Annotated in this window: 17 protein-coding genes; 5 read left to right on the forward strand and 12 right to left on the reverse strand. The window is 40.3% G+C overall.

What is annotated here, in order from left to right; genetic code table 11:
• Window positions 1-8: 8 nt before the first annotated feature.
• The 4 genes from HUZ36_RS16525 to HUZ36_RS16540 form a co-directional block, all read right to left on the reverse strand.
• The gene (locus tag HUZ36_RS16525; protein ID WP_176033446.1) at window positions 9-1,736 is read right to left on the reverse strand and encodes an efflux RND transporter periplasmic adaptor subunit; all 1,728 of its coding nucleotides are present in this window, start codon (window positions 1,734-1,736) and stop codon (window positions 9-11) included.
• The gene (locus HUZ36_RS16530; protein ID WP_176033447.1) at window positions 1,726-3,051 is read right to left on the reverse strand and encodes a TolC family protein; all 1,326 of its coding nucleotides are present in this window, start codon (window positions 3,049-3,051) and stop codon (window positions 1,726-1,728) included. The genes HUZ36_RS16525 and HUZ36_RS16530 overlap by 11 nt, the downstream gene beginning before the upstream one ends.
• Window positions 3,051-3,524 (reverse strand): DUF411 domain-containing protein, encoded by a 474-nt coding sequence (locus HUZ36_RS16535; protein ID WP_125252807.1) that lies wholly within the window; start codon window positions 3,522-3,524, stop codon window positions 3,051-3,053. Before HUZ36_RS16535 ends, HUZ36_RS16530 begins: the two co-directional genes overlap by 1 nt.
• A gap of 116 nt (window positions 3,525-3,640) precedes the next feature.
• A complete protein-coding gene (locus HUZ36_RS16540) occupies window positions 3,641-4,009 on the reverse strand; it encodes a hypothetical protein (protein WP_225740810.1) in 369 nt (122 codons plus the stop codon).
• 151 nt (window positions 4,010-4,160) lie between these two features.
• On the opposite strand from HUZ36_RS16540, the gene HUZ36_RS16545 reads away from it, so the two are divergent.
• Complete coding sequence (locus HUZ36_RS16545) at window positions 4,161-4,769, forward strand: hypothetical protein (RefSeq protein WP_128732171.1); 609 nt, start codon at window positions 4,161-4,163, stop codon at window positions 4,767-4,769.
• 863 nt (window positions 4,770-5,632) lie between these two features.
• Window positions 5,633-7,108, forward strand: coding sequence for a hypothetical protein (locus HUZ36_RS16550; protein WP_176033448.1), 1,476 nt, complete (start codon window positions 5,633-5,635; stop codon window positions 7,106-7,108).
• 477 nt (window positions 7,109-7,585) lie between these two features.
• Here HUZ36_RS16550 and HUZ36_RS16555 read toward each other — a convergent pair whose 3' ends face one another.
• The 3 genes from HUZ36_RS16555 to HUZ36_RS16565 all read right to left on the reverse strand — a co-directional run bounded on the left by HUZ36_RS16555 (window position 7,586) and on the right by HUZ36_RS16565 (window position 12,191).
• On the reverse strand, window positions 7,586-8,308 hold the full coding sequence (locus tag HUZ36_RS16555; protein ID WP_176033449.1) for a hypothetical protein: 723 nt from the start codon (window positions 8,306-8,308) through the stop codon (window positions 7,586-7,588).
• An 11-nt stretch (window positions 8,309-8,319) separates the two neighbouring features.
• A complete protein-coding gene (locus HUZ36_RS16560; RefSeq protein WP_176033450.1) occupies window positions 8,320-11,040 on the reverse strand; it encodes a hypothetical protein in 2,721 nt (906 codons plus the stop codon).
• A 533-nt stretch (window positions 11,041-11,573) separates the two neighbouring features.
• Complete coding sequence (locus tag HUZ36_RS16565) at window positions 11,574-12,191, reverse strand: EF-hand domain-containing protein (protein ID WP_147391504.1); 618 nt, start codon at window positions 12,189-12,191, stop codon at window positions 11,574-11,576.
• 964 nt (window positions 12,192-13,155) lie between these two features.
• Between HUZ36_RS16565 and HUZ36_RS16570 the strand changes: the two genes are divergently transcribed.
• A complete protein-coding gene (locus HUZ36_RS16570) occupies window positions 13,156-14,331 on the forward strand; it encodes an alpha/beta hydrolase-fold protein (RefSeq protein WP_176033451.1) in 1,176 nt (391 codons plus the stop codon).
• A 520-nt stretch (window positions 14,332-14,851) separates the two neighbouring features.
• On the opposite strand, the gene HUZ36_RS16575 is transcribed toward HUZ36_RS16570, so the two are convergent.
• Window positions 14,852-16,408, reverse strand: a complete 1,557-nt coding sequence (locus HUZ36_RS16575; protein ID WP_125252802.1) for an AbgT family transporter — start codon at window positions 16,406-16,408, stop codon at window positions 14,852-14,854.
• A 184-nt stretch (window positions 16,409-16,592) separates the two neighbouring features.
• Here HUZ36_RS16575 and HUZ36_RS16580 point away from each other — a divergent pair, with 184 nt between their 5' ends.
• Both HUZ36_RS16580 and HUZ36_RS16585 read left to right on the forward strand, forming a co-directional pair.
• A complete protein-coding gene (locus HUZ36_RS16580) occupies window positions 16,593-17,444 on the forward strand; it encodes an HDOD domain-containing protein (protein ID WP_176033464.1) in 852 nt (283 codons plus the stop codon).
• A 179-nt stretch (window positions 17,445-17,623) separates the two neighbouring features.
• The gene (locus HUZ36_RS16585) at window positions 17,624-18,847 is read left to right on the forward strand and encodes an NRAMP family divalent metal transporter (RefSeq protein WP_404824215.1); all 1,224 of its coding nucleotides are present in this window, start codon (window positions 17,624-17,626) and stop codon (window positions 18,845-18,847) included.
• A gap of 252 nt (window positions 18,848-19,099) precedes the next feature.
• Here the strand turns inward: HUZ36_RS16585 and HUZ36_RS16590 are convergent, their stop codons facing one another.
• The 4 genes from HUZ36_RS16590 to HUZ36_RS16605 form a co-directional block, all read right to left on the reverse strand.
• A complete protein-coding gene (locus HUZ36_RS16590; RefSeq protein ID WP_147391007.1) occupies window positions 19,100-19,375 on the reverse strand; it encodes a YfcL family protein in 276 nt (91 codons plus the stop codon).
• A 13-nt stretch (window positions 19,376-19,388) separates the two neighbouring features.
• The gene (locus HUZ36_RS16595) at window positions 19,389-20,510 is read right to left on the reverse strand and encodes an ATP-NAD kinase family protein (protein WP_176033453.1); all 1,122 of its coding nucleotides are present in this window, start codon (window positions 20,508-20,510) and stop codon (window positions 19,389-19,391) included.
• Entirely contained in the window at window positions 20,500-21,066 is a 567-nt protein-coding gene (locus HUZ36_RS16600) for an elongation factor P hydroxylase (RefSeq protein WP_176033454.1), read from the reverse strand. The genes HUZ36_RS16595 and HUZ36_RS16600 overlap by 11 nt, the downstream gene beginning before the upstream one ends.
• Before the next feature lie 66 nt (window positions 21,067-21,132).
• A complete protein-coding gene (locus HUZ36_RS16605; RefSeq protein WP_176033455.1) occupies window positions 21,133-22,647 on the reverse strand; it encodes a sensor domain-containing diguanylate cyclase in 1,515 nt (504 codons plus the stop codon).
• Window positions 22,648-22,865 lie beyond the last annotated feature (218 nt).

Here is a 22,865-nt window from a genome sequence, read left to right on the forward strand (position 1 = left end):
ACGCTCTCCTAGTGGTCTGTATGTGTATTTACTGACATCTCATCAGCAGCTTTAATGTCAGTAACCACAAATTCGTCACCTACTTCAAAGGTGAAGCTAATTGCCATCCCTTGTTTCAGTTGACTTAAATCAAGATGATGAGCGGCCACAAAATCCATCGTCGTCGCTGGGCGGTTCCACTTTTTGATGGCGTCGCGAGAAATATTCAACACTCGGGTATCAATATCAATGGCATTGATCACACCACCGACAGTTGCACTAGGTAGTGTATCAATATCCTCGCTGCTGTCGGACATAATATGAATACCTGTGAGTAATACACTGCCATCGTCTTGTTTTGTCGCTTCGAAGTGCAAAACCTGTCCTGCATTTAGTGCGTCAATATTAACACTCTCAGCCACTGTAAAATCCATCACCATTTCGGGCCATTCCCACTCAGGTACAGGTTGATGATCGATATTCACTACGCGGCTTTGATAGTTCACGCGTTGAATTTCTCCTTCAATCCAAACAGACTTAGCCTCAGCAACTGGCGCCATACGCATAAAGTCAGAGTTAATGCTAGATTGAGAGTCAATCAAAAAATGGGCTGACGTAACGATTGTGTCTCCTTCGTTAAGACCATTGAGGATTTCAATGTTTTCACCACTGACTTGCCCTAGTTCAACAGCAACTGATTTAAAGCTACCGGGTGCAACTTCAACGACAACACGGTTTTGTTTGGCTGTACGGATCACCGCTTCACTTGGCACTTGTAATACCTGATCACGAGAATCTGCATGAATCGTTACTTGCGCAAACATATTTGGCTTTAATAACGCATCACTATTGTCAAATCTGAGCCTGACTCTGAGTGTTCGTGTTTTTTCATTGAGTGAGGGGTAGACATAATCAACTTGCCCTCGCCACGTTCTACCGGGTAAAAAGTCCAACCTCATGGAAACTGCTTGTCCCTGAGCGACCAGCATTGCATCACGTTCAAATACGTCAGCTTCAACCCAAATCTCGTCTAGTTTGGCAATACTCATGAGTGTTGTACCTGGCTTTACATAAAACCCCTCTCGGATCTGCAGACCGTCGAGTACCCCGGACTGGCGAGCATAAAAAGTAATACTTTGATGTACTTCGCCTGTGCGTTTTAGTGTACTGATAAATTCCTCACTTAAATGTAACGCCTTAAGACGCTCCTGTGCTGCACTGACAAGTGCTTTATTATTGCGTTTACGTGCGATCAGATACTCCTCTTGCGCATTCACAAGCTGAGGAGAATATAGTGTGTAAAGTGGCTCACCTTGTTTTACTGCCTCTCCCGCGGCTTTCACATAAAGCTTTTCAATCCAGCCTTCAACTCGGGGATGGATGTGTACCAAGCTATCTTCATTGTATTGGATATAACCCACTGTCTGAACTTGATAAGACATCATATCCCGACTTACCAGTGCTTTGCGAACCCCCATATTGTTTTCAACATGGGGGGCAATCTCCACAACCCCCTCACCAAAGGCAGCATTAGAGCTCTCCTCTTCATATACAGGGATCAAATCCATGCCCATTGGAGATTTACCTGGCTTATCACGGCGATAATTGGGATCCATGGGAGCAACCCAGTAAAGTGGGGCCTGCGCTTCATTCGTTGCAATCTCTTGCTCGCCATTTGTAGATAGAGTCAAACCAACAAACATGCCCAATGTTAGAGTAACTACCCCAACTAGTATTAGCTTAACGTTACTGTTCATGTGTGGTCTCCTTGGCAACTTGGGTCAAATAGTAATTACTGCGTACTACCGCCTTGAGCAAGGCAATATCTATAGCAAGCGCCGATAATTGCGCGTTCAATTTGGCAATACGCGCCCTCACTACTTCAGCAAAGTCACCATCGTCATTTGTATACGCTGTCAACGCGGCTTCTGCTTGCTCTGCACTTTGTGCCACAATCGCCTTTTCGTAAAGGAAGCGGCGCTGCTGCAAACGTTGAATTGACTGAATTTCACCGTTCAAATTCGCAAATAGTTGCTTTAACACTATCAAGCGATCAGTCTTAGTCGCTTCAAACTCCGCAATAGCTGCGGCCTTTGCTTGATCTTGTTTACTATCAGTGAAGAGTGGCAGATCAAACGAGACACCCACGCTAAAAAAGTCAGAGCGTGACATTTTATTCGGCGCATCATCACGAAAGGCATAACTTGCGTTCAAAGCAAACTGCGGTTTATAAGCTTGTTCAGCTAATTTAATACCTTGTTCTGCTTGATAGGTCGTGACATCAGCAGCAACGACTTGTGGGTGTCGTGCTAAATACTGCACAAGCGTTTGGCTGTCACCATGACCTTCACGCAAAAACTGAGGTGCCAAAAAGGGGATCTTAGGTAACGTAATGTGGTCTTCAATAGATATTGGTAGTGTTTTTTTATTGTACAGAGAATCATCTAGTAACCATTGCTCAAGTTTTGCTTTGGCGGTATTAAGTTGTTGAAAAGCCGCTGAACGTTTATCGTCGAGCTGCATAACCTCGAGCTGTGCTCTGATGACATCTTGTTGACGAGTCGGCCCAACCGCATTAGCGTAACTCGCGTTTGCGATTTCAACCATCTGTTCGAAAAGCACGCTATCGCGTTCAATTAACGATAACGTTTTCTTTGCCTGTACCATATCCAACCAAAGAAGAGAGACATCACGACGTACCTGAGCTTGTCGGTCTAGTTGTAATATCGGCTGCTTATTCGCATTAAGTTTTAATTGCGTACTTTTGATTTCAAGACTATCTCCACGAGGGAGCATTTGCATGACACCCACTTTAAGTTGGGTCATGCCCTCTTGGTTAAACTCCCAGCTATCGACTGGTAAATTCATTGTAGCGACGCTTACTTGTGGATCTGGGTAGCTTAGCGCCTCACGACTCATGGACAACATCGCAGAACGTCGATGATTACTAGATTTAAGCCAAGGATCGTGTTGTATCGCTACTTTTATTGCATTTTCCAGTGTCATTGTATTTGCTCGCAGCGAAGCAGAAAACACAATAGCTGCAAACAGGACACAGATGATTACTTTCATTAGAACTGTTCCTCATAGCGACTCACTTCAGCAAAAACCTCATAGCTGCCATCTTTTTTTAGTAACAACACTTGGAATGGCATAAATCGCTCTCCCATTTCCATGCCCACAGAGCCAATTGGCATTGCTGGTACACTTAACCCAATGTTATTGCTGTCTTGTGTTAGCGTTTCATCTTGTAGAAAGCGCTTGATAAACTTGGCAGGTACATGACCCTCAAATACAAAGCCATCTTTAGAAACACCAGTATGGCAAGACTGATAATTTTGTTTGATACCAAATTTGTTTTTAAGCGAGCCTAAATAATTTAGATCTGTCGCCTGGTGCGAAATACCTTGAGCGGTGAGATGGTTGAGCCAAAGCTCACAACAGCCACAAGTTGGGGATTTAAATACTTCTAGTTCAATATGGGATTTACCGTATGCCACAGCACTCATTACCCATAGCACCAACATTAGAAAAAGTTTTCTCATGCTAACCTCGCACATGATTCAAAGCACAAAAGCCTTGAAAATTACATTATGAAAAACACTACCTGATCCGATGGATAGATATAAATCAGTATAAAAAAGGCAGATCTGCCCTGTGGCTAGGCGATTATCGGTGGCTTATAAAGAGATTGAGGGTAAGTACTTAGCTGCCCGCTTACAAAGTTAAGTTTATCGCTGTGTAACGCGATCAGCGCAAGCCATTCGTTTAAGGAAAAAGCAGCTAAATTTGTTGAGCACATGTGTGTTGGACAGGTGCATTCATTGCACTGTGTAGCGCTTTTAGGGTCACAACAGTCCATCTCTGCGCTCATCATTTGATGATGTTCAGACTGCGTATGTTTGCTGTGAGTTTTTGCTTCGTTATTTGTACTGTGCATTTCACATGCTGCCATAGACGCAGCAGCGCTTTGACCACTAAGAGTAGCCACCACGAACAAGGTGATAAGTATGCGTAATATTAGCTGCAAAATGCTTTTCCAAGTCAATAACATCGCAATGATAAAAATCAATGTGAAGAAATGCAAGCAAATCACGCTTTACGGATTATTATTTTCTTTCATCATTGATATACTCTGCGCTCATTACACAAGCATTACTCTGGATCAAGGATAAGAATATATGAAATTAGTTACCCTTGCTGCGACATTGGCTTTGACGACTTCCAGTGTCGTAACCGCAGCCGACTTTGGTGAATTTGGCATATCAATCTATGGTGGTGAATCATTCAGTAGCGATATTGAAACTTCGCGTCACCAAAAGTACGAACTAGAGGATGATTCTCATTTTGGGATCAGTATCGATAAGTATGTGCCACAAGGCCGTTATGGCTTTTATTATGGTACAACCGAAACTCAGCTAACAGCCTACCCACTCAACAAAGTTGAAATGGAGTATTTGTTTTTTCAAAGTGCTGTCGTACGACCGCTTACTGAAAACCTCGATGTCTACCTTGGTGCACAAATTGGTGCTACCTTTGTTAATCCTAACTTTATCGACTCAGACACATTCTTTGCTACAGGTCTTTATACTGGTTTAGAGTATGATGTAGGTGCCGGTTTTCATTTTGGAGCGCAAGTACGTTGGATAGCAACAATGCTTAACAATGGCTCGAAAGTTACTTGTGATCTTGATCCTGCGACAGAAAATACCTGTAGCTGGCACTTTGATGATGAGCTGATGAGACAATACCATGCGAGCGCAACACTGAGTTATCGATTTTCTCTATAGCGAAGTTTTAAAAGAGGAAGTGCGCCTTTGATACCAAAAGGAAGCTTCCTCTCGTGCCAACACCCACTGTAATTCGGGTTCTCCTGACCTCAATACATCTCACTTTTTCAGACGGTGTAAGGTTGAATGTTCTTAAAAGCATTGCCATTTCAAAATTTACTCAGGGTACAGATCGAAGAACTGAAAGAGCATGTGAAAACCTAGCTTAAAGCCTAGTTCTTAACCGAACCAGGGCGGTGATCTTTGTTTAACAAAAGATACTCTATCTTGGTTTTGGTCTTGGTACAAATCAAGACCACTAAGAACCAAAAAAGTCCCATGATAATCTAAAAAAGCAGCTTTCCTTCTCTTATCCTCATTATAGATGTGAAATTAGCTATTTAAGCAGTCAACGGCTATCTTCAATAAATGAGCAATGCCCGCTTAATATTAGAGTGGACCACACTCCTCGGCTGAATTAAGGAATAAATAAGGTCGAATTGATTACTCGCTATGCTTTATTTAAAAGATTAAATAAAAAACCACCAAAAAGATCAAAAACCGAACAAACCAATCATTCAAAATAAATCATCATTAAAATTTTAAAACCTAAATAAAAAACCCAAAAAGATCAAAAATTAAACAGCCCAACATTTTAAAATAAAAAATCATTAATATTTAAAAAAATGCGAAATAAAAATTAAAAAATAAAGGTTAAATAAATTAAATACCCACAACCAGTATGTTAAAAAAAGATCAACCAAGAAATATACAAACAAAAATATTGATATAATCCAATTAATTAAATAATATACCCACCTCATTTTATGCCCCTATTGTTTGTAGGGGTTTCAGTTCGTATTATTTTTATTAGGGAAGGAAAGATGCGTTCATTTATCAAGCAAAACATTTCTAAAAAATCTCTTCTAGCTTGTGCAGTATCACTTGCACTTATCGGCTGTGGTGGTAGTGACAACGACAATAACACGAACTCACAAATAGATAATGGTAACAGTGGAAGTGTTAATAATGATACCAAGGCTGGTACAAAAACCATCACCGCAATCGATGGTTACCTAATCAATGCTGTAATTTGTAACGACACTAACAATAACTTAGTGTGTGAAGACGAAGAAGTACTGAAAACACAAAATAGTAAAGGCGAAACTGTTGACCTAGTAACCAATGCTAATGGTCAAGTTGTGGTTACTGAAAATGTCAATGTATTAGTTAAAGCTGTTGCAGGACAAACAGTTGATGCAGATACCAATGAGGTAATTAAGCAAGGTTATACCCTCGCCTCTCATTCCGACTCAGATATCGTATCTCCGTTTTCAACACTTGCATCTTTGAATAGCATGAGTATGGAAGCTCTAGCAGATCATATTGATGTAGATGCTGATGTTATTAAATCAGACTTTGTCGCAGCAAAAGCAGTTCAAAAAACTTCAGAAGATGCGAAAGAAGCTCACTTAGTAGCCCGCTCTGTAGTTCGTTTACTACCTGAAGATTTATCGCAACTGCTTGGTAACGCTTCACACAACGAAGCTCTATTAAGTGATACGGTTACTATTTCTAACATTGCAGATGATGTGGCACTTGACAATATCGATAACCTTATCATCGAAAAAGATGAAAGCGGGTTTGTTGTTTCTGATACCACAAAAAATGATAATGACGAAGTCACTCCTGAGCCGGAACCGGCTCCAGCCACTTTACAGACGACTTTAGAGCAAGGTAACGGCCAATGGTACTCGGGTTCATTTAATAGTGAGCTGCTAAATGATGAAACTGTTGAGCTATTCACTTTCACTAATGGCACGGTTTCAGCAGGTGCAAGCACATTTAGCTATACAATCGAAGGCAACACAATTATTGCTGAAGGTGAAAAGACCCATATCATTTACTCTTCTGACGCCCTAATTTTGGGACTAGATCCAGAAGCACAGGATATGGTCTTCTTTGCAAAACATTATGATTTAAGCCGAGAAAATGCAGCTGCATTTTCCGCTGAAGCCCTATCAAATCAAACACTTTATGCTGTAATGGATGATAATGCTTCTGGCTACCAATCGCCTGAGCCAATGCTTATTAAACAAACGTTTAAATCTGACGGTAAAGTCGTTTTTGAGTCCATGCTTAACAACGAAAGCTTTGAAGGTACGTGGAGCGTGAATGACGCTGGCGTATTGACTGTAGTCTCGGTTGATGAAGGCAATACAAAGACTGAGCATTACTATCGTAGTAAAAGCACTGCTGATGTATATTTAGTTAGAGCAGAGTTAAACCATACTTTACCAATGGTTGTCACTACAAATTACGAAACAGCTAAAGCGATTTTTGATAAGTTTGTATTTTAATTAAGCTCATCAGTATTCCTTACTAAGCACTAGCCAAAAGGCATCCTTAGTTTGACGACCCTTTTTTTACGGGGTCTACTAGCTTATACTTAACCTGACAGTCACCACTTTGAAACGGTGTCTGTCAGTTTCCGTAGGTAATTACACCAATACACTTTCAGAGTGCACAGCAGCTACCCCTAACTGGTTCGAGAAGCAAGTCATAATATCTCTGTCACTACTTTTCATCAGTCAAGAGCAACTCTGACGACCATTGCCTTTCCGCTTTCGATAACTCGCAGACTGTTTTCTCAGTTTGACATAATCACTATCGAATATCGATGTGAGTTAAGACGCAATGTTACTTCAATGATTGCACACATCCACTGTTTTTCTAAGTCTCTTTAAAATGGCATGACTAATAAAACTATTAAGGGTCTCGCTTTTATTCCTTTGTCAGTGGGCAAAAATGCCAACACAGCGAACTTACCTGTTAGATTAACCGTCTAACTCATCCCAAAAATTAGCCTTCCTGTTGTGTTGAAAGTCATCGAGTGTTTGGTAGCTATTAGAACCAACTGAGCCATAATACATCTCTAAATTACACAGTGTTTTAAACGACAGGTGATGCGCTTTGATATTAAAACATACAGTTTCAATATCTAACTCCTTCCATTTAGCAAGTAATGATTTGTGAATAAAGAAAGTGTCAGAGTGCCTTTTTAATAACATTCGAATAATAAGCCGTTTGGACACTGGAACATTTTCAAATCGCAACCTTGCACGCTCATGAAAAAAAACTTTATGAAACGACAGCGCGGTAAAACCCGTTCTTTCATCTCCGGCGGCATCAACAATGGTTGCAGAAGTTCGAGTCACCCCTAAAATAGGAGAAAATTCCACCCCTTCTAAAAGATCGTTGCGGAGCATTAGAGAGCTATCTCCCCAGCAACTAGATATTTCTGGTAACCTAAGCGGTTGATGTCCCAGCGACTGCTTTATATATCCAGCTTTATCGGTTTCACAATCCACGCCAAAGCGCATAGGCTCATCCCCTAAGTAAAGCTGAGGCACTTGTTCACCCTCGTCTACAATAGGTCGCCATATAAAGTCGTATTCACTCAACCACATATCAGGATCATCTTCTGGCCCATAAACCTCACCGAAGCGAATTAATTGTAATGGTAAGTATTCACTAAGGATCCCTTGTAAATCATTCATCGCCTCACTCCTCAGCGCAAGCTTGATACTTTTTCAGCAAGTGTCGTATAAAATCCCTGCCATGTTTCTATCCAATCATCCGTAAGCTCATCAACATTAAGCTCTGGATCATGTCGCATCTCAAAATCTGCACTACCATTTGTGAGGTAATGATCAAAGAATAACTGTTCCGCAACTTTCTTTAAGACCCTATTACCTCTTGTCTTATGACTGCACAATAGTTTGATAAGGCGCAGCTGCACCTGTTCATCTGGCTCTACCAATATTTGTGGTAAAATACGAGTACTATATTTACTGTAATTTTCAATGTGGAGGTCGTACTTTTTAGTGTCAGAATAGTGACCAAAATAACGCTGGAATTCAGAGAAGATAATGACACCTGATAAATAATCAGTAACCGCTTTTTGTAATGTTTTAGCCCGAGCTTGGTAACTTTCAAATTGCTCAGCCAGAACAGTAAGCTTATCCAGATCAACTTGATTATCCAAAATGATATAGTGACTAGCCCAAGAAATGCTATTTGACCCAGAGCAGAATGTGACCCCATCTGTTTTAGCAACAAGTATCAATGATTCAACATCATATAAAAATATCACAAAGTTTACGTCGTTTTTGATGGTTAGTACTTGTTGATGTAGTGAAACTGGTAACTCAAATTTTTCAGGTAAAAATTCAATATGATCACTAAACAACAGCTCTTTTTGATTAAAGTAAGTAGCAATAAAGTCATCATCAAAATATAAAGTTGAACTAATCAATGCTTCAATCATGTTTTCACGCTGGTAAATCAAGGGTGTTGTCAATTTCGGCGCTAAGCGATAGACGTCAAGATAAAAATAGTCCTTCGTGGCTGGCGTCACTTTAGCCAGCGCTTTATCCCACCTTTCTCGGTCTGACTTTTTCATTTTGACGTACTGCTTAACCAGCTTCTCATACCATTGAATGTCATAACCCTGCGCTAGTCGAACTTCAAATGTCAATAAGTCATATGTATCAACATTCACTTGCTGTAAATTAGCCAAGATTTGCTTCTTTTGTTCTGGTTCACCAAATGAGCCAAAACGCTTCAATTGCAGCCCAATGAAGCAACTCAAGGATGCTTGTGGCGCTATTTTCAGCGCCATTGCAATTACTTTTCTAGTAATAATGTTTGGCTCACTTAATTCAAGCCAATAACAACTAGCAAGCACAGCTTGAAAATCACTAATACTACTAAACAATTGGGTATGTGGTTGTGCTGTATGCTCTGTCTTATGCGCATCTAGTCCAGTATCAGGCGCGAGATTTTTAGCTAATCGATCGATACTCTCGGTATCAATACCTTGTTTTTCAGAGGTTAACCAAGCAACAAAAGATTCTGGTAATTTACAATCATGCGCTATGTCCTCTTCAATTTTTTTAAGTACTTGCTTGGTTAATGAATCATTAATTAACTGCCTTAATGCTTGAGTGCTCTCGTCATTTATCGCAGATAATTTATCTTGATAGAGTAAAATACATGCTAGTAATAGCCGGCTTGATGGTTCTGTTCCCAGCCAATTTTCGGGGTTTACAGCTTGCCGATTACTTTTGAAAAGTTTTGTAATTTCGCACCACTGTCGATACGAAGCAAAATGGTAGTCTTCTAACTTATCGAGCAGTTCCAAAATTTGTTGTTTTAATTTTTCAGAGACACCGTCTGTGGATATTTCGATCTCTTGAATAAAACGAGCTTGATAAGCTTCTGCGCTCAGGCATGCGGTGTCCTGATCTTCAACGAGTAATTCGTAGAAATCATCAGACCATGATTGCTGATCGAAAAGGTGATAAAAAATATCCAATATACGTAAGAAACAAGCCTGTTTTGCTTCTTTTTTACTTTCGCTCTCTAATAACTCCTCAGTAAGTTCACTTATCGCTCGATAAAAATATTGCTGAATTTCATTTTGCTCTACAATAGTGCTATGGCGAAGCGTTGACATAATATAATTATAAAATTCAGGTGCATATCGACATGCATGAGGTAACAGCAAAACATGGTCAAGATCAAGCAACGCATGTGACCGAACTAATTGCTCCTTCCCTTTCCCAGTTTTTACATATGCCCATAATGCGGAACCAGATGGAAGGGATTCTATAAATATTTTCACTATCGATAGGGTTGGCGTGATTTCAAATCCTAACTGACGCTCGTCCTGACAGCCAAAGCCGAGGAACTTAGCCACACTTGCGAAAAAACCATCACGTGTCTTTTTCTCAGCGTTATCAACTGAAGAAGTCTGCTGCTCCGGTTGTTGGTAATCTGCAATTCCAGGCCAATTGGCTTTATCACGGAAGTCATTCAACGCGGCCCCAACATTATCAGAACTATTTTCAATTAACCCTTGAAGTTGCTGAATGCACCACCGAAATGTTTCTTTGGGATTTGATAAACAATTATGGCGAAACACAGATAAAAACGTCGTAATATCAGCGCTGACAGCAACAGCTACTACTTCATCAACAAATACTTGTATCGTTGTCGGATCACAATAACAAAGGAAAAAGTGTGTATTTTCTGATACCGCGAGGATATCAGAGTGTGAGATCCCTTCAGCTTGAAGAATATTATGCAGGGTATTATGACACCATTGCGCGGTATGATTTGTAGTAATAAATACTAAACAAGGGTCGTCATAGCTATCTAACTTTTGAAATTGAAGCCGAACAGCTTCGGTAAACACCGGGGGGTCAAAAACGCATTCCATCGACATAGATACTCGAATATTTTAAGTAATAGACCGTATAAATACACAGGCAATATAAAGAGAATCACGATTATACACATAACAAAAGTCGCAGTAAAAGTTAGAATACCGATACTTTTGGATTATATTGAACTCGATTCCCCAAGTACTAACTTTCACATAAAGTGGCGATAAATCCTAAGTTTGAGGAGCGTACTTGTGAGCTATCATTAGAATTGCTGTTTCTAACTAACTGAGCTGCGTATAATTAATGCCTTTTTAGAGCGCTAACTGAGTTGAATTCACTTCCAATAGACAGCCCCCAGGATGTAGGTACCTTAGCGAGAGCAGGACGCGGGAGCGGTGTTTTCCCTAAAACTCTCTGGCTAGACAAGGAAAAAACTAAGTTGTGCTTTAGCAACAATAAGTTGGAATATTCTTATCCAAACCTCAGGCTAAATAAAGTGAATATATTTTTCGTAGCCCTAATGAGGTTATCACTAGGGCAATAAATTTAGAAAGTGCGTTATGCTATTGTTGGTGAATAACTGAAGTTTTTATTAAATCACCTCAGTCACATCAACTAAACTGTCGATACACTCTTTGACAGCTGCTCTTGTTGCCTGCTTACGTTCACCATTTTGAATAAACTCTTCTAGTGTAACGTCATTGCTATTATCACTATCCATCTCAGCGAAACGTATTTCTTGACGAGTGGCCAACGCCTGTACAATTTCATCAACACTAATCGCACCACTATCATCAGAATCTAATTGAGCAAACTTTTCTTCTGGTGATGCAAATTTATCGCTACTCGGTACGACAATAAGGCTTGCTTCATCTGCATCTTTTAATGCTTGTACACATTGCACTATTTCGGTCGCATACGTAGATAAATCATGCGAATGACGCTGCTTTGCAAGGTATTCCGTCAGGTCAATACTTGCGTTACCATCAAGATCTGCACGCGCTAACTTTTTTTCAGCTTTAGTCTGTTCATTACCCTGTAATTCATCAAGGATCAGCGTACCACTCTGATCTAAATCGAGTTTGCTAAATACAATTTCAGGTGCTTTTTTATGGTTCCTATCACTTTTTCTTGCCTCAACTTGTACGCTTAAAGTTAATGTAGTTAACACAGCCGCCGAAATAGCAATATTACGTATTGAGTTATTCATGCTCTACCTCTTTTGGGTTAAATAATCTGCGCCCAAACTAAAAAGCTCATTCAGTTAAGGCCGCGATATGTTAGGTTCAATAATAAGATGGTAGGGAAATGTGCAAAGAATATGGAATTCTATATTTAATTTGTGACGTGAAGTGAATCAAAAGCAATATGGCTTCAGGGAAATATAAACCCAGTTATGTATGGGTTCCTAGACGATTTAAATCATACGTTCTTACAATAGCTCGTTAATGATAAGTATCTCACAACTCAAGTTTATACCAATTTGACTTAATACTTGCTCAATTTGAAGGAGTAAATCTGACGCTAACAGCGTTAAAAATTTCTCATTTAGAACAACTAAATAGCAAAATTTTTGCCTTGCCTATATGGATGTAGGTACCTTAGCGATAGCAGGACGCGGTAGCGGAGTTATCGACAAGATTTTCTCGCCTCAAAATAGACCACTTAATTAAGCAAATTGGTATTAGATTATTTATGAGCACCCCTCAGATACACAGGAGGATCATGCTCTGATAGGCTAGCTGTAAGCCGCAGCATTCGACTAGTGGGCGTTAGGATAGTTACGCAAACGTTGAGGATAGACTAGGTTAAGTAAGTATTTCACGCCTTCATTTTCTAAGTATCAATGCGATTATTGATAGGTTTAGTGTTCACAGCTCTGTTTAACGTTGCTTATTGGACAATAGTTATCAAATGCTGTTACTAATATAGATAATTCGCTTTGCTTTTCAGTATAAGCGTCTGGGTACAGAAGCCAGTTGTAAACTTTGGGTCACCTCAATTGTCGATTAAAAATACTTACAGATAGGTGTTATGGCAACTAGGTGGCAACATCAAAGCAGGCTATATAAGTTAAATACTAGGAGGTATCTGTCAGCGTATTAAAGAGTATTAAGTCTTTTAGTCTATTCATATTTTTGTCCGTTTCCATGCTCTGTGAAGCAGCGGTAACAGTGAGTGACCAAAGCCCTGTAGTAATAGGGAAAGAGCTATTATTAAAATCAGAAATCTTAAACAAGGAAATTCCTCTCAAAATTTCGTTGCCTAGCAACTTTACTCTCTCTTCTGAACATCACACTTATCCGGTTATTTTTATTGTTGGTAAACATGGTCATCAGTATTTTCATACCGTGAATGGGATCGTTAAACATTTGGCTGATGTTGAGCGGATGCCAGAAACTATTGTTGTAAGTATTGATGGAGGAAGCCCCTCCCCTGACATTTATCACAACAATATGTTCGGTAATCAGCCAAGTAATAAATGGCCTTCATGGGGAGAGCCAGATATGTATCATCAGTTTTACCAAGATGAACTCTTTCCCTTTCTAGAAAAGCAGTATCGCGCAAACAATAAACGTAGTGTAGTTGCTATTTCGACAAGTAGTTTTTTCCCACTAAATAATCTTATTCATGACAAACACTTGTTCGACACTTACATTTTTTTGGCTGCAGCGGATATCATTGGGATGGGACACACGCCAAATAAAACCATGGTGGATGGGTTAGCAGCCCGGCTATCTAAGAGCTCAAAAGTAAATCCGCTCATCTTTTTTATGGTCGCTGATGACGACCTGAAAAAACAAAAAAAATATCAAACCAATGTAGATAAACTTAAAAGCAAATTGAGCCAAATAGAAGGCCTGCCTTTTACCCTTCGGATATATGATAATGAAGGACATTATGACACGCTAATAAAAGCCATGTTGGATGTGCTCGAAATAAAATACCCAAAATCACTTTGGTCTGCAAAATATCGTGACATTGTTGCCAAGCCTGGTAACGCTCTGAAAAACCTTGATAAATATTTTGACCAATTAAGTCAACACTACGGTTTTGCTATTTTGCCCAGAGCAACTCGCTGGAATAGTGTAAATAGACTGGGTTTTATTAGTACATACTTGATCAGGCAAAACAGAGCAGCTGAGGCAATTGAAGTCGCTCAACGTTACACCAAGTATCAGCCTAAATCTTGGCAAGCTTATGAATCATTAGCAAAGGCATATGAGGCGAATAACAATCGCGAACACGCGATAGAAAATGCCAATGTCGCGTTAAAACTTGCTAAGAACGAGTATGATAAGAAGAGGCTGAATCAATACATTAAAAGCATAACACCGACGATAAAGTGATTATCAACGGCTGGTGATTCTAAATTAAATAACGAGGAGTAAGCGTAATCATTAATTAAATATTTTTCTGTATGGCGCTAACGAGTTGAGAATAGAACTAGTTTGCTAACTTATGAGAAATCGCTCTAATACCAATTTGACTTAAATACTTGCTCAATTTGAAAGAGTAAATCTGACGCTAACAGCGTTAAAAATTTCTTATTTAGAACAACTAAATAGCAAAATTTTTTCCTGCCTACACTGAGCTAGGTACCTTGGCGATTGCAGGACGCGGTAGCGGAGTTATCGACAAGATTTTCTCGCCTCAAAATAGACCACTTAATTAAGGAAATTGCTATAACTGACCGGTTTTGGCTGTCTCATCAGACAAATAGCTTGGCTGAATTCTAGTCCTTATACCTGAAACTCAAATTAAAAGATAAGCGCTGTATTAGCAGCGCTTATCTTATGGTTCCACTCTGTATGATTAAAAATTTAACCCAAGCTGACTACACTTGATTTAACTTTCTATTCCAAGGTGTTACATACCAGATGGGTAAATATAGCTTGCCTGTAACCCTAGAGGTATACCTAAAGTCCAGTATATTAATAAGAAAATACTCCATCCAATCAAAAATGCGATTGAATATGGCAGCATCATTGCTATTAATGTACCAATACCCGTTGATTTAACGTACTTTTGGCAGTAAACCACGACTAATGGAAAGTACGGCATAAGCGGAGTGATAATATTTGAGCCTGAATCCCCTACTCTATACGCAGCTTGTGTTAGATCTGGAGAGATCCCCAACTGCATCAACATAGGAACAAAAATAGGTCCTAGTAGCGCCCACTTGGCTGAGCTTGAGCCAACAAACAAATTCACAAATGCGGTCAAGAAAATAATTCCAATAACAGTGACATAACTAGGCAATGCCATTGCCTTTAACACTTGTGCTCCCTCAATAGCAAGCAATGCACCTAAATTAGAGTGGCTAAAAGCACTAATAAAGAGCGCACAGAAGAATGCCATTACGATGTAATAAGACATGCTATTCATCGCTTTTGTCATGGCGTCAATCATGTCTTTGGAGCTTTTAAATGTCCCAACTACGAACCCATATACCGCTCCGGGGATCCAAAACAATAAGAAAATTAGCGGCACGATTGATTGCATCAATGGAGCACTAAAGTCCGTTAGCGCACCTGATGGGCTGCGCAGTGCTGAATCTTCACCACTTGACGCATAAACCAGTAGAGCGATGCCTGCAAGCATAACTAGAGATGCAATTACAAATCCCTTTTTCTCTTTGCTCGTGATCTCATCAAATGAAGGTAGGCTATCGGTGTCACCATCGATTGCTGTGTTTTTTAATCTCGGTTCAATAATTTTGTCTGTGATATACCAGCCCAATAAAATGATAAACAAACTAGATGCAGACGTGAAAAACCAGTTATTAAGAGGGTTTATTGCAATTTCAGGATCAATAATTTGTGCAGCACTTTGTGTAAAGCTTTGCAATAACGGGTCAATACCAGATGGAATGAAGTTGGCACTAAAGCCACCACTCACACCGGCAAACGCTGCCGCAATACCTGCCAGTGGATGCCTACCCATCGCATAAAAAATCACGCCCGCGAGCGGAATAACGAGTACATATCCCGCATCGGTAGCGGTGTGGCTAACAATTGCAATCAGGATAATTGACGGTGTTAACAATATCTGTGGTGTGCGCTTAAGCATAATCTTAAGCCCAGTATTGATATAACCTGAGTGTTCAGCGACACCCACACCCAACATTGCAACTAAAACAACGCCCAAAGGTGCAAATCCAGTAAAGGTCTTTACCATCGTTGCCATAAACCCGGCAAGCGCACCGGGGTCTAATAGATTGTGTACTACTATTGCTTCATTAGTTCTAGGATCAATGGCGCTAAATTCCACACCTGAGAATAGCCAAGAAAGAAGCCAGATCAGCAACATTGCTGATAGAAAGATAATGGCAGGATCAGGAAGTTTATTTCCGACCCGCTCGATCCCATTTAAAAAACGGGTGATCGCAGAGTTTTGCGAATTCGCTTGTTGTGATTCGTGCATACCGTTGCCCTGAGAAAAAAATTGCTTAACCATAACTTAATATTTACATGATAGGCAAGTATACGTTCAGAACATTGGGACACTTTGCTGATTTAGTAGTCGGATTGAGATTTTTTCTTACCACTTCGTGTCCAAAAAAGAAAATACGCTATGCTTTTAGATATCCAAAATGAAGGATTTAATGATGATTGATTTAGATGACACCGTGTTATCCGACGTAAAGCATGGCTTCAGTTTACCGCCAAAACCAAGCCTAATAACCGAGCTACAAAATGCGTTATCAGACTCAAATCCAGATCTCAATGACGTCGCAACTATCATAGCCCATGACGTAGGCGCATCAGCTGCGGTGTTAAAGATTATTAACTCTCCACTGTATGGCCTATCTAGAACCGTTACAGACGTCAAGCAAGCCGTTGTCTTTTTAGGACTTAGTGCTATCACAACTCTAGTCACTAGCTTTTTACTCAAGCAATCCTTTGAACAAAGCAAGTGCTGTATTAGTCTTGAGCGGTTTTGGGATAACGCATCCGATATTGCCGACAGTATTATGGTGATTGGTAATAAAATAAAAGCACGTGTACCTATTGAAAATCTGCATTTACTCGGTTTGTTTCATGATGCCGGGATTGCGGCCATGGCAGTAAATTATCCTGATTATATGGAAACTTTAGTCGCAGCTAACAAAGATTATGATAAGATCCTAGTAGCACATGAAGAGCAAAAGTATCAAACAAATCATGCAGTTGTAGGTTACTTTCTGGCAACTTCTTGGAATCTACCAAAAGATATTTGTCAGATGATTTTATGTCATCACGACCCCGAATTTTTACCCCAGTGTAAAAATGAAGAACAACAATTGGCATTTGCTGCGCTAAAAATGGCTGAAAACTTCGTTCACATCAATAAACGTTTTGTCGCATCGCCTGACTGGTACTTGATGAAAAGCGATGTACTGAAAGCACTCAACCTAGACGAAGACGATTATCAAGACATCAAAGAGGATTTAGAAGACTACTTTTTAGAGGAGCAATGAGATTACACATGCGGTATTGTTAAAAATCCACTTTTGGGCACACTTAAGTACCAAAATTTAATTTGCCGTCCAATGTAAAATTCGTTTTCATCTATATTGCGGCAATATGTAAAACTTCGTAGACTGCGTGCAGGCTTACAATAATAACAATACAAACAAAGGAAATAACATTGATCGCAATGCGCTCGCTAAAGGAAAGGTTTGCAGTTTTTGGCCCTGGCATTTTGATGGCTACCGCCGCTATCGGTGGCTCACACTTGGTTTCTTCAACACAAGCCGGCGCGCTGTTTGGTACACAGCTAATTTGGCTCATCGTTGTCGTTAACTTACTTAAGTACCCTTTTTTCAAGTATGCGGTTGAATACACTAGTCAAACTGCCCATACAGTGGTGGAGGGCTATTACAATAACTATCGTTTTGGTTTTAAAATATTCGTACTACTCAATATTTTTGCAGCCATTGTAAATACGGCTGGTGTTTTGCTCTTAACTGCAAGCTTGCTTAGCTACTCACTTCCTTTTACTATTGGTATTGAATCACTAAGCTTCCTATTGCTTACCACTTGCTTGGCTATTTTATTGCTAGGCCATTACAAAATTTTAGATATAACCAGTAAGTGGGTAATGATAATTTTAACGCTATCCACCGTGAGTGCACTTATTATCGCCATGATAAATGGCGCAGCACATCCATCACCACAGACACCAATATCGCCTTATGACCTTGCACTGCTTGGATTTTTAGTTGCCTTAATGGGCTGGATGCCAGCACCTATTGAAATATCAGCAATAAACTCATCTTGGCTGAAAACGAAAATATCCAAGCAAACGCTTTCACACCAACAGATCATGTTAGATTTTAAGGTCGGCTATTTCGTTACCTTAGGATTAGCTGTCGTGTTCTGTTTACTTGGCATGTTAATGCAGTATGGACAAAACAACCCAGTAGAGCTTGCAGGTGTTGCTTTTTCCAAGCAACTAATTGACATGTATGCAAATACGATAGGAGAGTGGGCAAGATGGCTTATCGCTGGCGTTGCTTTTTTATGTATGTTTGGTACCACTATTACCGTTTTAGATGGTTATTCAAGAGTACTGAGTGAATCGTTACAGCTACTGCGACCCAGCAAAACGAAAAAATATTACTTAGGCATTTTGCTACTTCAGGCGCTACTAGCAATGTTAGTCGTGCTATTCTTTAAAGCTGATTTAAAAAATATGTTGATGTTTGCAATGAGCTCAGCGTTTGTTACTACCCCAGTATTTGCTTGGATGAATTTGGGATTGGTCAAAGGTGAAATATTCAGTCGTCAATCTGTTGTAGTCAAGGTATTAACAACGCTTGGGCTTATTTATTTGATTGGTTTTGCGCTGCTATTTATATTTTGGAGGCTTGCAAATTGATTTATACCAACGATTTTAATTAATACCAATTTGCTTAATTAAGTGGCCTATTTTGAGGCGAGAAAATCTTGGCGATAACTCCGCTACCGCGTCCTGCTATCGCCAAGGTACCTACATCCGTGTAGGCAAGGCAAAAAATTTGCTATTTAGTTGTTCTAAATAAAAACCTTTAACACAGTTAGCATCAGATTTACGCCTTCAAATTGAACAAGTATTAAGTCAAATTGGTATAAGCCTATTAACTAAGTCCGCTTACTTTAGGTTTTGCACCTGTTCCCAAATAGTAACGACATGCGCCTTGTCATCATCATTAAGTTCACCGTTTCGATACGCTTTGACCAAGCTGCTCTCAACCTGAGCGTTTAACTCTTCTACGGTGAGATCAGTCTCTTCTACCTGTGCATATCCCACAGCCAAGTCGAAGTGGCCCCGTAAATAACCACCAGCAAATAACTCATCATCACTTGCTCTATCTACAAGATCATCAAAAAATTGCTGTGCTTTTTCTACATACTCTACTAATAACATTTGTGTTCCTAGGTTATTCCTGATGACCAATGGCATACATGACATGGTCGTTAAATCCCGTGATCACCTTAATAAATCCAGTGAGAGATTCATCAAGTTGCTCATCTCCTGTGTCAGCGATAAGCGGGCGACCATTGAGCGCTTTCAGTTTTGATTTAGTAGCGATAACAATAATATTATCTTTTCCCACTCTCTTAATCAGTTCTGGGCTTAATTGCTGGTTACCGCGGCCGAAAATATGCCCTTGACCACCAATTAGGGTGATCACCAGTTTGGTTTTATCATCAGCCAATGCAAGCAATTGCTGTGCTGTTTGATCTTGTGCAACCAGCGCTTGATCTTTCACTACATCTACACCAAGTAAGGTATTCTCAAGCCCCATTTCTTCCATCACGGCAGCAACGGTAGAACCAGATCCCATGATATAGGTTTCATCTTCATCCATTTCAGAAACAACATAAGCGGCTATATCAGCCAATACCAACTCGTTGCTTTCTTTGCCGCCATTTTTTACTGCTTGTACATATCTAAGTTCAGTGGGTACTTGCATTTCTCCATACCGTTTGGCTCTTACGGTACCGGCTCGAAAGGCAGCCTCATCTATATCCATTACATCAGCTTCACCAATAGATACCAGCTCTCCTGTGACCAAAAGCTCAACCACTCGACCTGCAGCTTTGGGCGTGATGGCATACACACCACTATGAATTTTACATCCTGCGGGGATCCCAAGTACGGGACAAGTATCACCTACTGCATGGCAAATATTACGAGCTGTACCATCACCACCCGCAAATAAAAGCAGATCCACACCTTGTTGCTGCAAAAGTTGTGCTGCGGATTCTGTATGTTCAGCTCTGGTCTGCACACTTGGGGTCTGATATATCACCTGAGTGCTAAAACCAAGTTCTTCGGCAATACGCTCACCCATTTCGCCATTAACAGTAAAAACTTCTATATTTTCTCGGTGTGAGACAAGTTGACTAAGCGCAGCTTTAGCCCTTTGATTGGCACGGGGCTCGGCTCCTAAAGCAAATGCTTTTTGAGCGGTATCCTCCCCATCGCTGCCTTTTAAACCAACACTACCACCAAGCCCTGCGAGCGGGTTAACAATCAGTCCCAGTTTAAATTTCATTTTCTATCCCCACACTTAAATCAGATGGAATATTCCAATTAAATTGGCTTTTATTTAACGGCCAAGGTGTATTGTAAAACTGACTCAAGGCTTCAAGCAGGCATGTTGCTCTCTCATTGAAACCGATATCTAATAAACTAATGAGTTGTTGATGAACACGTTTTTGAAAATTGAATCGACATGTTTGCGCACCACTGAGGTTATCTACTGAGACATTAAAAGAAAAATTTGCCGCAGCACTCAATGCCCACTCTATCGCTTGTGGTTTTACTTCAACGTGCTCAAACTCTCTTTGTTTCGTCTCATCGCGACCATCAGGACAATACCAGTAACCATAGTCTTCCAACTCGCGGCGCGCCTTACCTGCTACTAACCAATGTGCAATTTCATGTAGAGCGCTGGCATAAAAGCCATGGGCAAATATGATTCGGTGATGCGGATATGCCTCACTCGCGGGAAGGTATATTGGTTCTTCGAGCCCAGCGACAAGCTCTGTGTTGAGAGGTTCCAAGAATAGCCCATTAAAAACGGCAATGAGGTCTTCTATTTTATGCATCAACATCCGCCACAAATTCAAACAGGGCGCAAATTGTAAGGTTTTTGAGGGACAATGTAAAAGGCATCAAGCCTTTTTATCGAACGAGCTACAAGGAGCGATATATAAAGTGGCTTGATTTCTGCCAGCCTTCTTGGACTCATATAAGGCCATGTCAGCCTCTTCAAAACAGCGTTGGTGATTAAAGCTTTCACCAATTAATTCATAGCCAGCAACACCAATACTAAACGTAAGTCCATAGCTACTAAAACGAAGAAAATCATGGACAAGTCTATCGGCAAAATTCAACGCTGCGTCAGGCGCTGTCTCGGGGCAAATAATGACAAATTCATCTCCTCCCCAACGACCGATATGATCGCTCGGCCTTGCCTGTTCAGTCAAAAACTGTCCAACTTCTTTAAGTGCTGTATCCCCATCTTGGTGTCCCGCACTGTCATTGAGTTGCTTGAAGTAGTCTATGTCGACAACCAAAAGAGACAGTGAGCGATGGTAACGGATCGCCCTTTGTACCTCTTCTCGCAGGACCACTTCTATTTTCCTGCGATTTTTTACTTGAGTCAAAAAATCAAGTTCTGCACGTGACCTTAGCTCTTGTTCTTGCCGTAAGTCTCGTATGACTGCAATGTAGACATCACCTTTCGAGACGGACACCGTAGAAATCGTAACATCTACAGGAAGCTTGCTACCTGACTGATGAAGCGCTAACATTTTTTTCCCTTTCAGCTGCGGATCACCTGCACCAGCTTGGCCACACTCCTCCTCGGCAAAACGATGTTGTGGAATTAAATCTCCCACTCTCATCCCCAACAGCTCATGGTGCTTATATCCAAACAACTTGGTGCATGCTTGATTAACGTCCTTAAGCTTATTGTTTCTGTCAAAATACAAAATTGCGTCTGGCGTTGCATTAAAGAGCCGGCGCTTTTCTTTTAATAGTTTTAAAGTGTAGATGAGTGTAGCTATGTTTAAGCATGCAAATAACAGCATAATTGGGATAAATAATAACGTACCGTAACTAGCCAATGCCTGTGTTTGTGTAAACATTGTAGCCTGCTGCTGTTTTGCGAGTGAAAACTGCGCGCCTATCGAGTGGCGCAAAAAGTTAAACGCGGCTTCAGCATCTGCATCGTCAACTTTAACAAGGCTATCCATCATAGTTGGTGTGATATTGCTACTTGTTGTAGTCGATTTTGCAACCGCTAGCATGTGCGTGTAGTTATCAAAGGTTGACTGTATTGCATCCAATGCAGCGTCTTCTTGCTCAGTTAAGCCCAAACCCCGAAGCTTAACAATTGCGTTATTTGTCGATTCTACATCTAATAACGCCGTGTCATAGTAACCATTTTGTTGACGCAGAATGTAGTTTTTAAAATGATGAATAAAACCATTATAGCCAAAGCTGCGCTCAAGCTCCGCGAGCAAGGCCGCACGCTTTATTGATACTTCAGAGTCAGACTGCCACGATTGATGAAAAGAAGAGATTGACTGATTAAGTACAGCAGACCAATAAACTAAGCTCCCACTAACAAGCACTGTAAATATAGAAAGCGCTATTATTTGTAAGAAAATACGCCTATTCATCCCTGTTACCACCAACAATATAGAGGTTAATGGTAACTCGACAGTTTATCTGTAAGCTATTCATGCTGTTACCAGTTGATATGACCCATAATATGTAATATCAATTGCCTTAATTCTTGCTCAATTTGAAGGCGTAAATCTGACGCTAACTGCGTTAAAAATTGCTTACTTAGAACACTAAATAGTACAATTTTTGCCTTGCCTACACTGATTTAGTG

This window comes from Pseudoalteromonas sp. McH1-7 (assembly GCF_013366255.1).
Lineage (GTDB): Bacteria > Pseudomonadota > Gammaproteobacteria > Enterobacterales > Alteromonadaceae > Pseudoalteromonas > Pseudoalteromonas peptidolytica.

What these genes read in the sequence shown, in the direction of transcription:
- HUZ36_RS16535 (WP_125252807.1), bottom strand. Translation starts at nt 3,524, where the DNA reads ATGAGAAAACTTTTTCTAATGTTGGTGCTATGGGTAATGAGTGCTGTG.
- HUZ36_RS16545 (WP_128732171.1), top strand. Translation starts at nt 4,161, where the DNA reads ATGAAATTAGTTACCCTTGCTGCGACATTGGCTTTGACGACTTCCAGT.
- HUZ36_RS16580 (WP_176033464.1), top strand. Translation starts at nt 16,593, where the DNA reads ATGATTGATTTAGATGACACCGTGTTATCCGACGTAAAGCATGGCTTC.
- HUZ36_RS16550 (WP_176033448.1), top strand. Translation starts at nt 5,633, where the DNA reads ATGCGTTCATTTATCAAGCAAAACATTTCTAAAAAATCTCTTCTAGCT.
- HUZ36_RS16590 (WP_147391007.1), bottom strand. Translation starts at nt 19,375, where the DNA reads ATGTTATTAGTAGAGTATGTAGAAAAAGCACAGCAATTTTTTGATGAT.
- HUZ36_RS16560 (WP_176033450.1), bottom strand. Translation starts at nt 11,040, where the DNA reads ATGTCGATGGAATGCGTTTTTGACCCCCCGGTGTTTACCGAAGCTGTT.
- HUZ36_RS16530 (WP_176033447.1), bottom strand. Translation starts at nt 3,051, where the DNA reads ATGAAAGTAATCATCTGTGTCCTGTTTGCAGCTATTGTGTTTTCTGCT.
- HUZ36_RS16595 (WP_176033453.1), bottom strand. Translation starts at nt 20,510, where the DNA reads ATGAAATTTAAACTGGGACTGATTGTTAACCCGCTCGCAGGGCTTGGT.
- HUZ36_RS16585 (WP_404824215.1), top strand. Translation starts at nt 17,624, where the DNA reads ATGCGCTCGCTAAAGGAAAGGTTTGCAGTTTTTGGCCCTGGCATTTTG.
- HUZ36_RS16600 (WP_176033454.1), bottom strand. Translation starts at nt 21,066, where the DNA reads ATGCATAAAATAGAAGACCTCATTGCCGTTTTTAATGGGCTATTCTTG.
- HUZ36_RS16555 (WP_176033449.1), bottom strand. Translation starts at nt 8,308, where the DNA reads ATGAATGATTTACAAGGGATCCTTAGTGAATACTTACCATTACAATTA.
- HUZ36_RS16525 (WP_176033446.1), bottom strand. Translation starts at nt 1,736, where the DNA reads ATGAACAGTAACGTTAAGCTAATACTAGTTGGGGTAGTTACTCTAACA.
- HUZ36_RS16575 (WP_125252802.1), bottom strand. Translation starts at nt 16,408, where the DNA reads ATGCACGAATCACAACAAGCGAATTCGCAAAACTCTGCGATCACCCGT.
- HUZ36_RS16605 (WP_176033455.1), bottom strand. Translation starts at nt 22,647, where the DNA reads ATGAATAGGCGTATTTTCTTACAAATAATAGCGCTTTCTATATTTACA.
- HUZ36_RS16565 (WP_147391504.1), bottom strand. Translation starts at nt 12,191, where the DNA reads ATGAATAACTCAATACGTAATATTGCTATTTCGGCGGCTGTGTTAACT.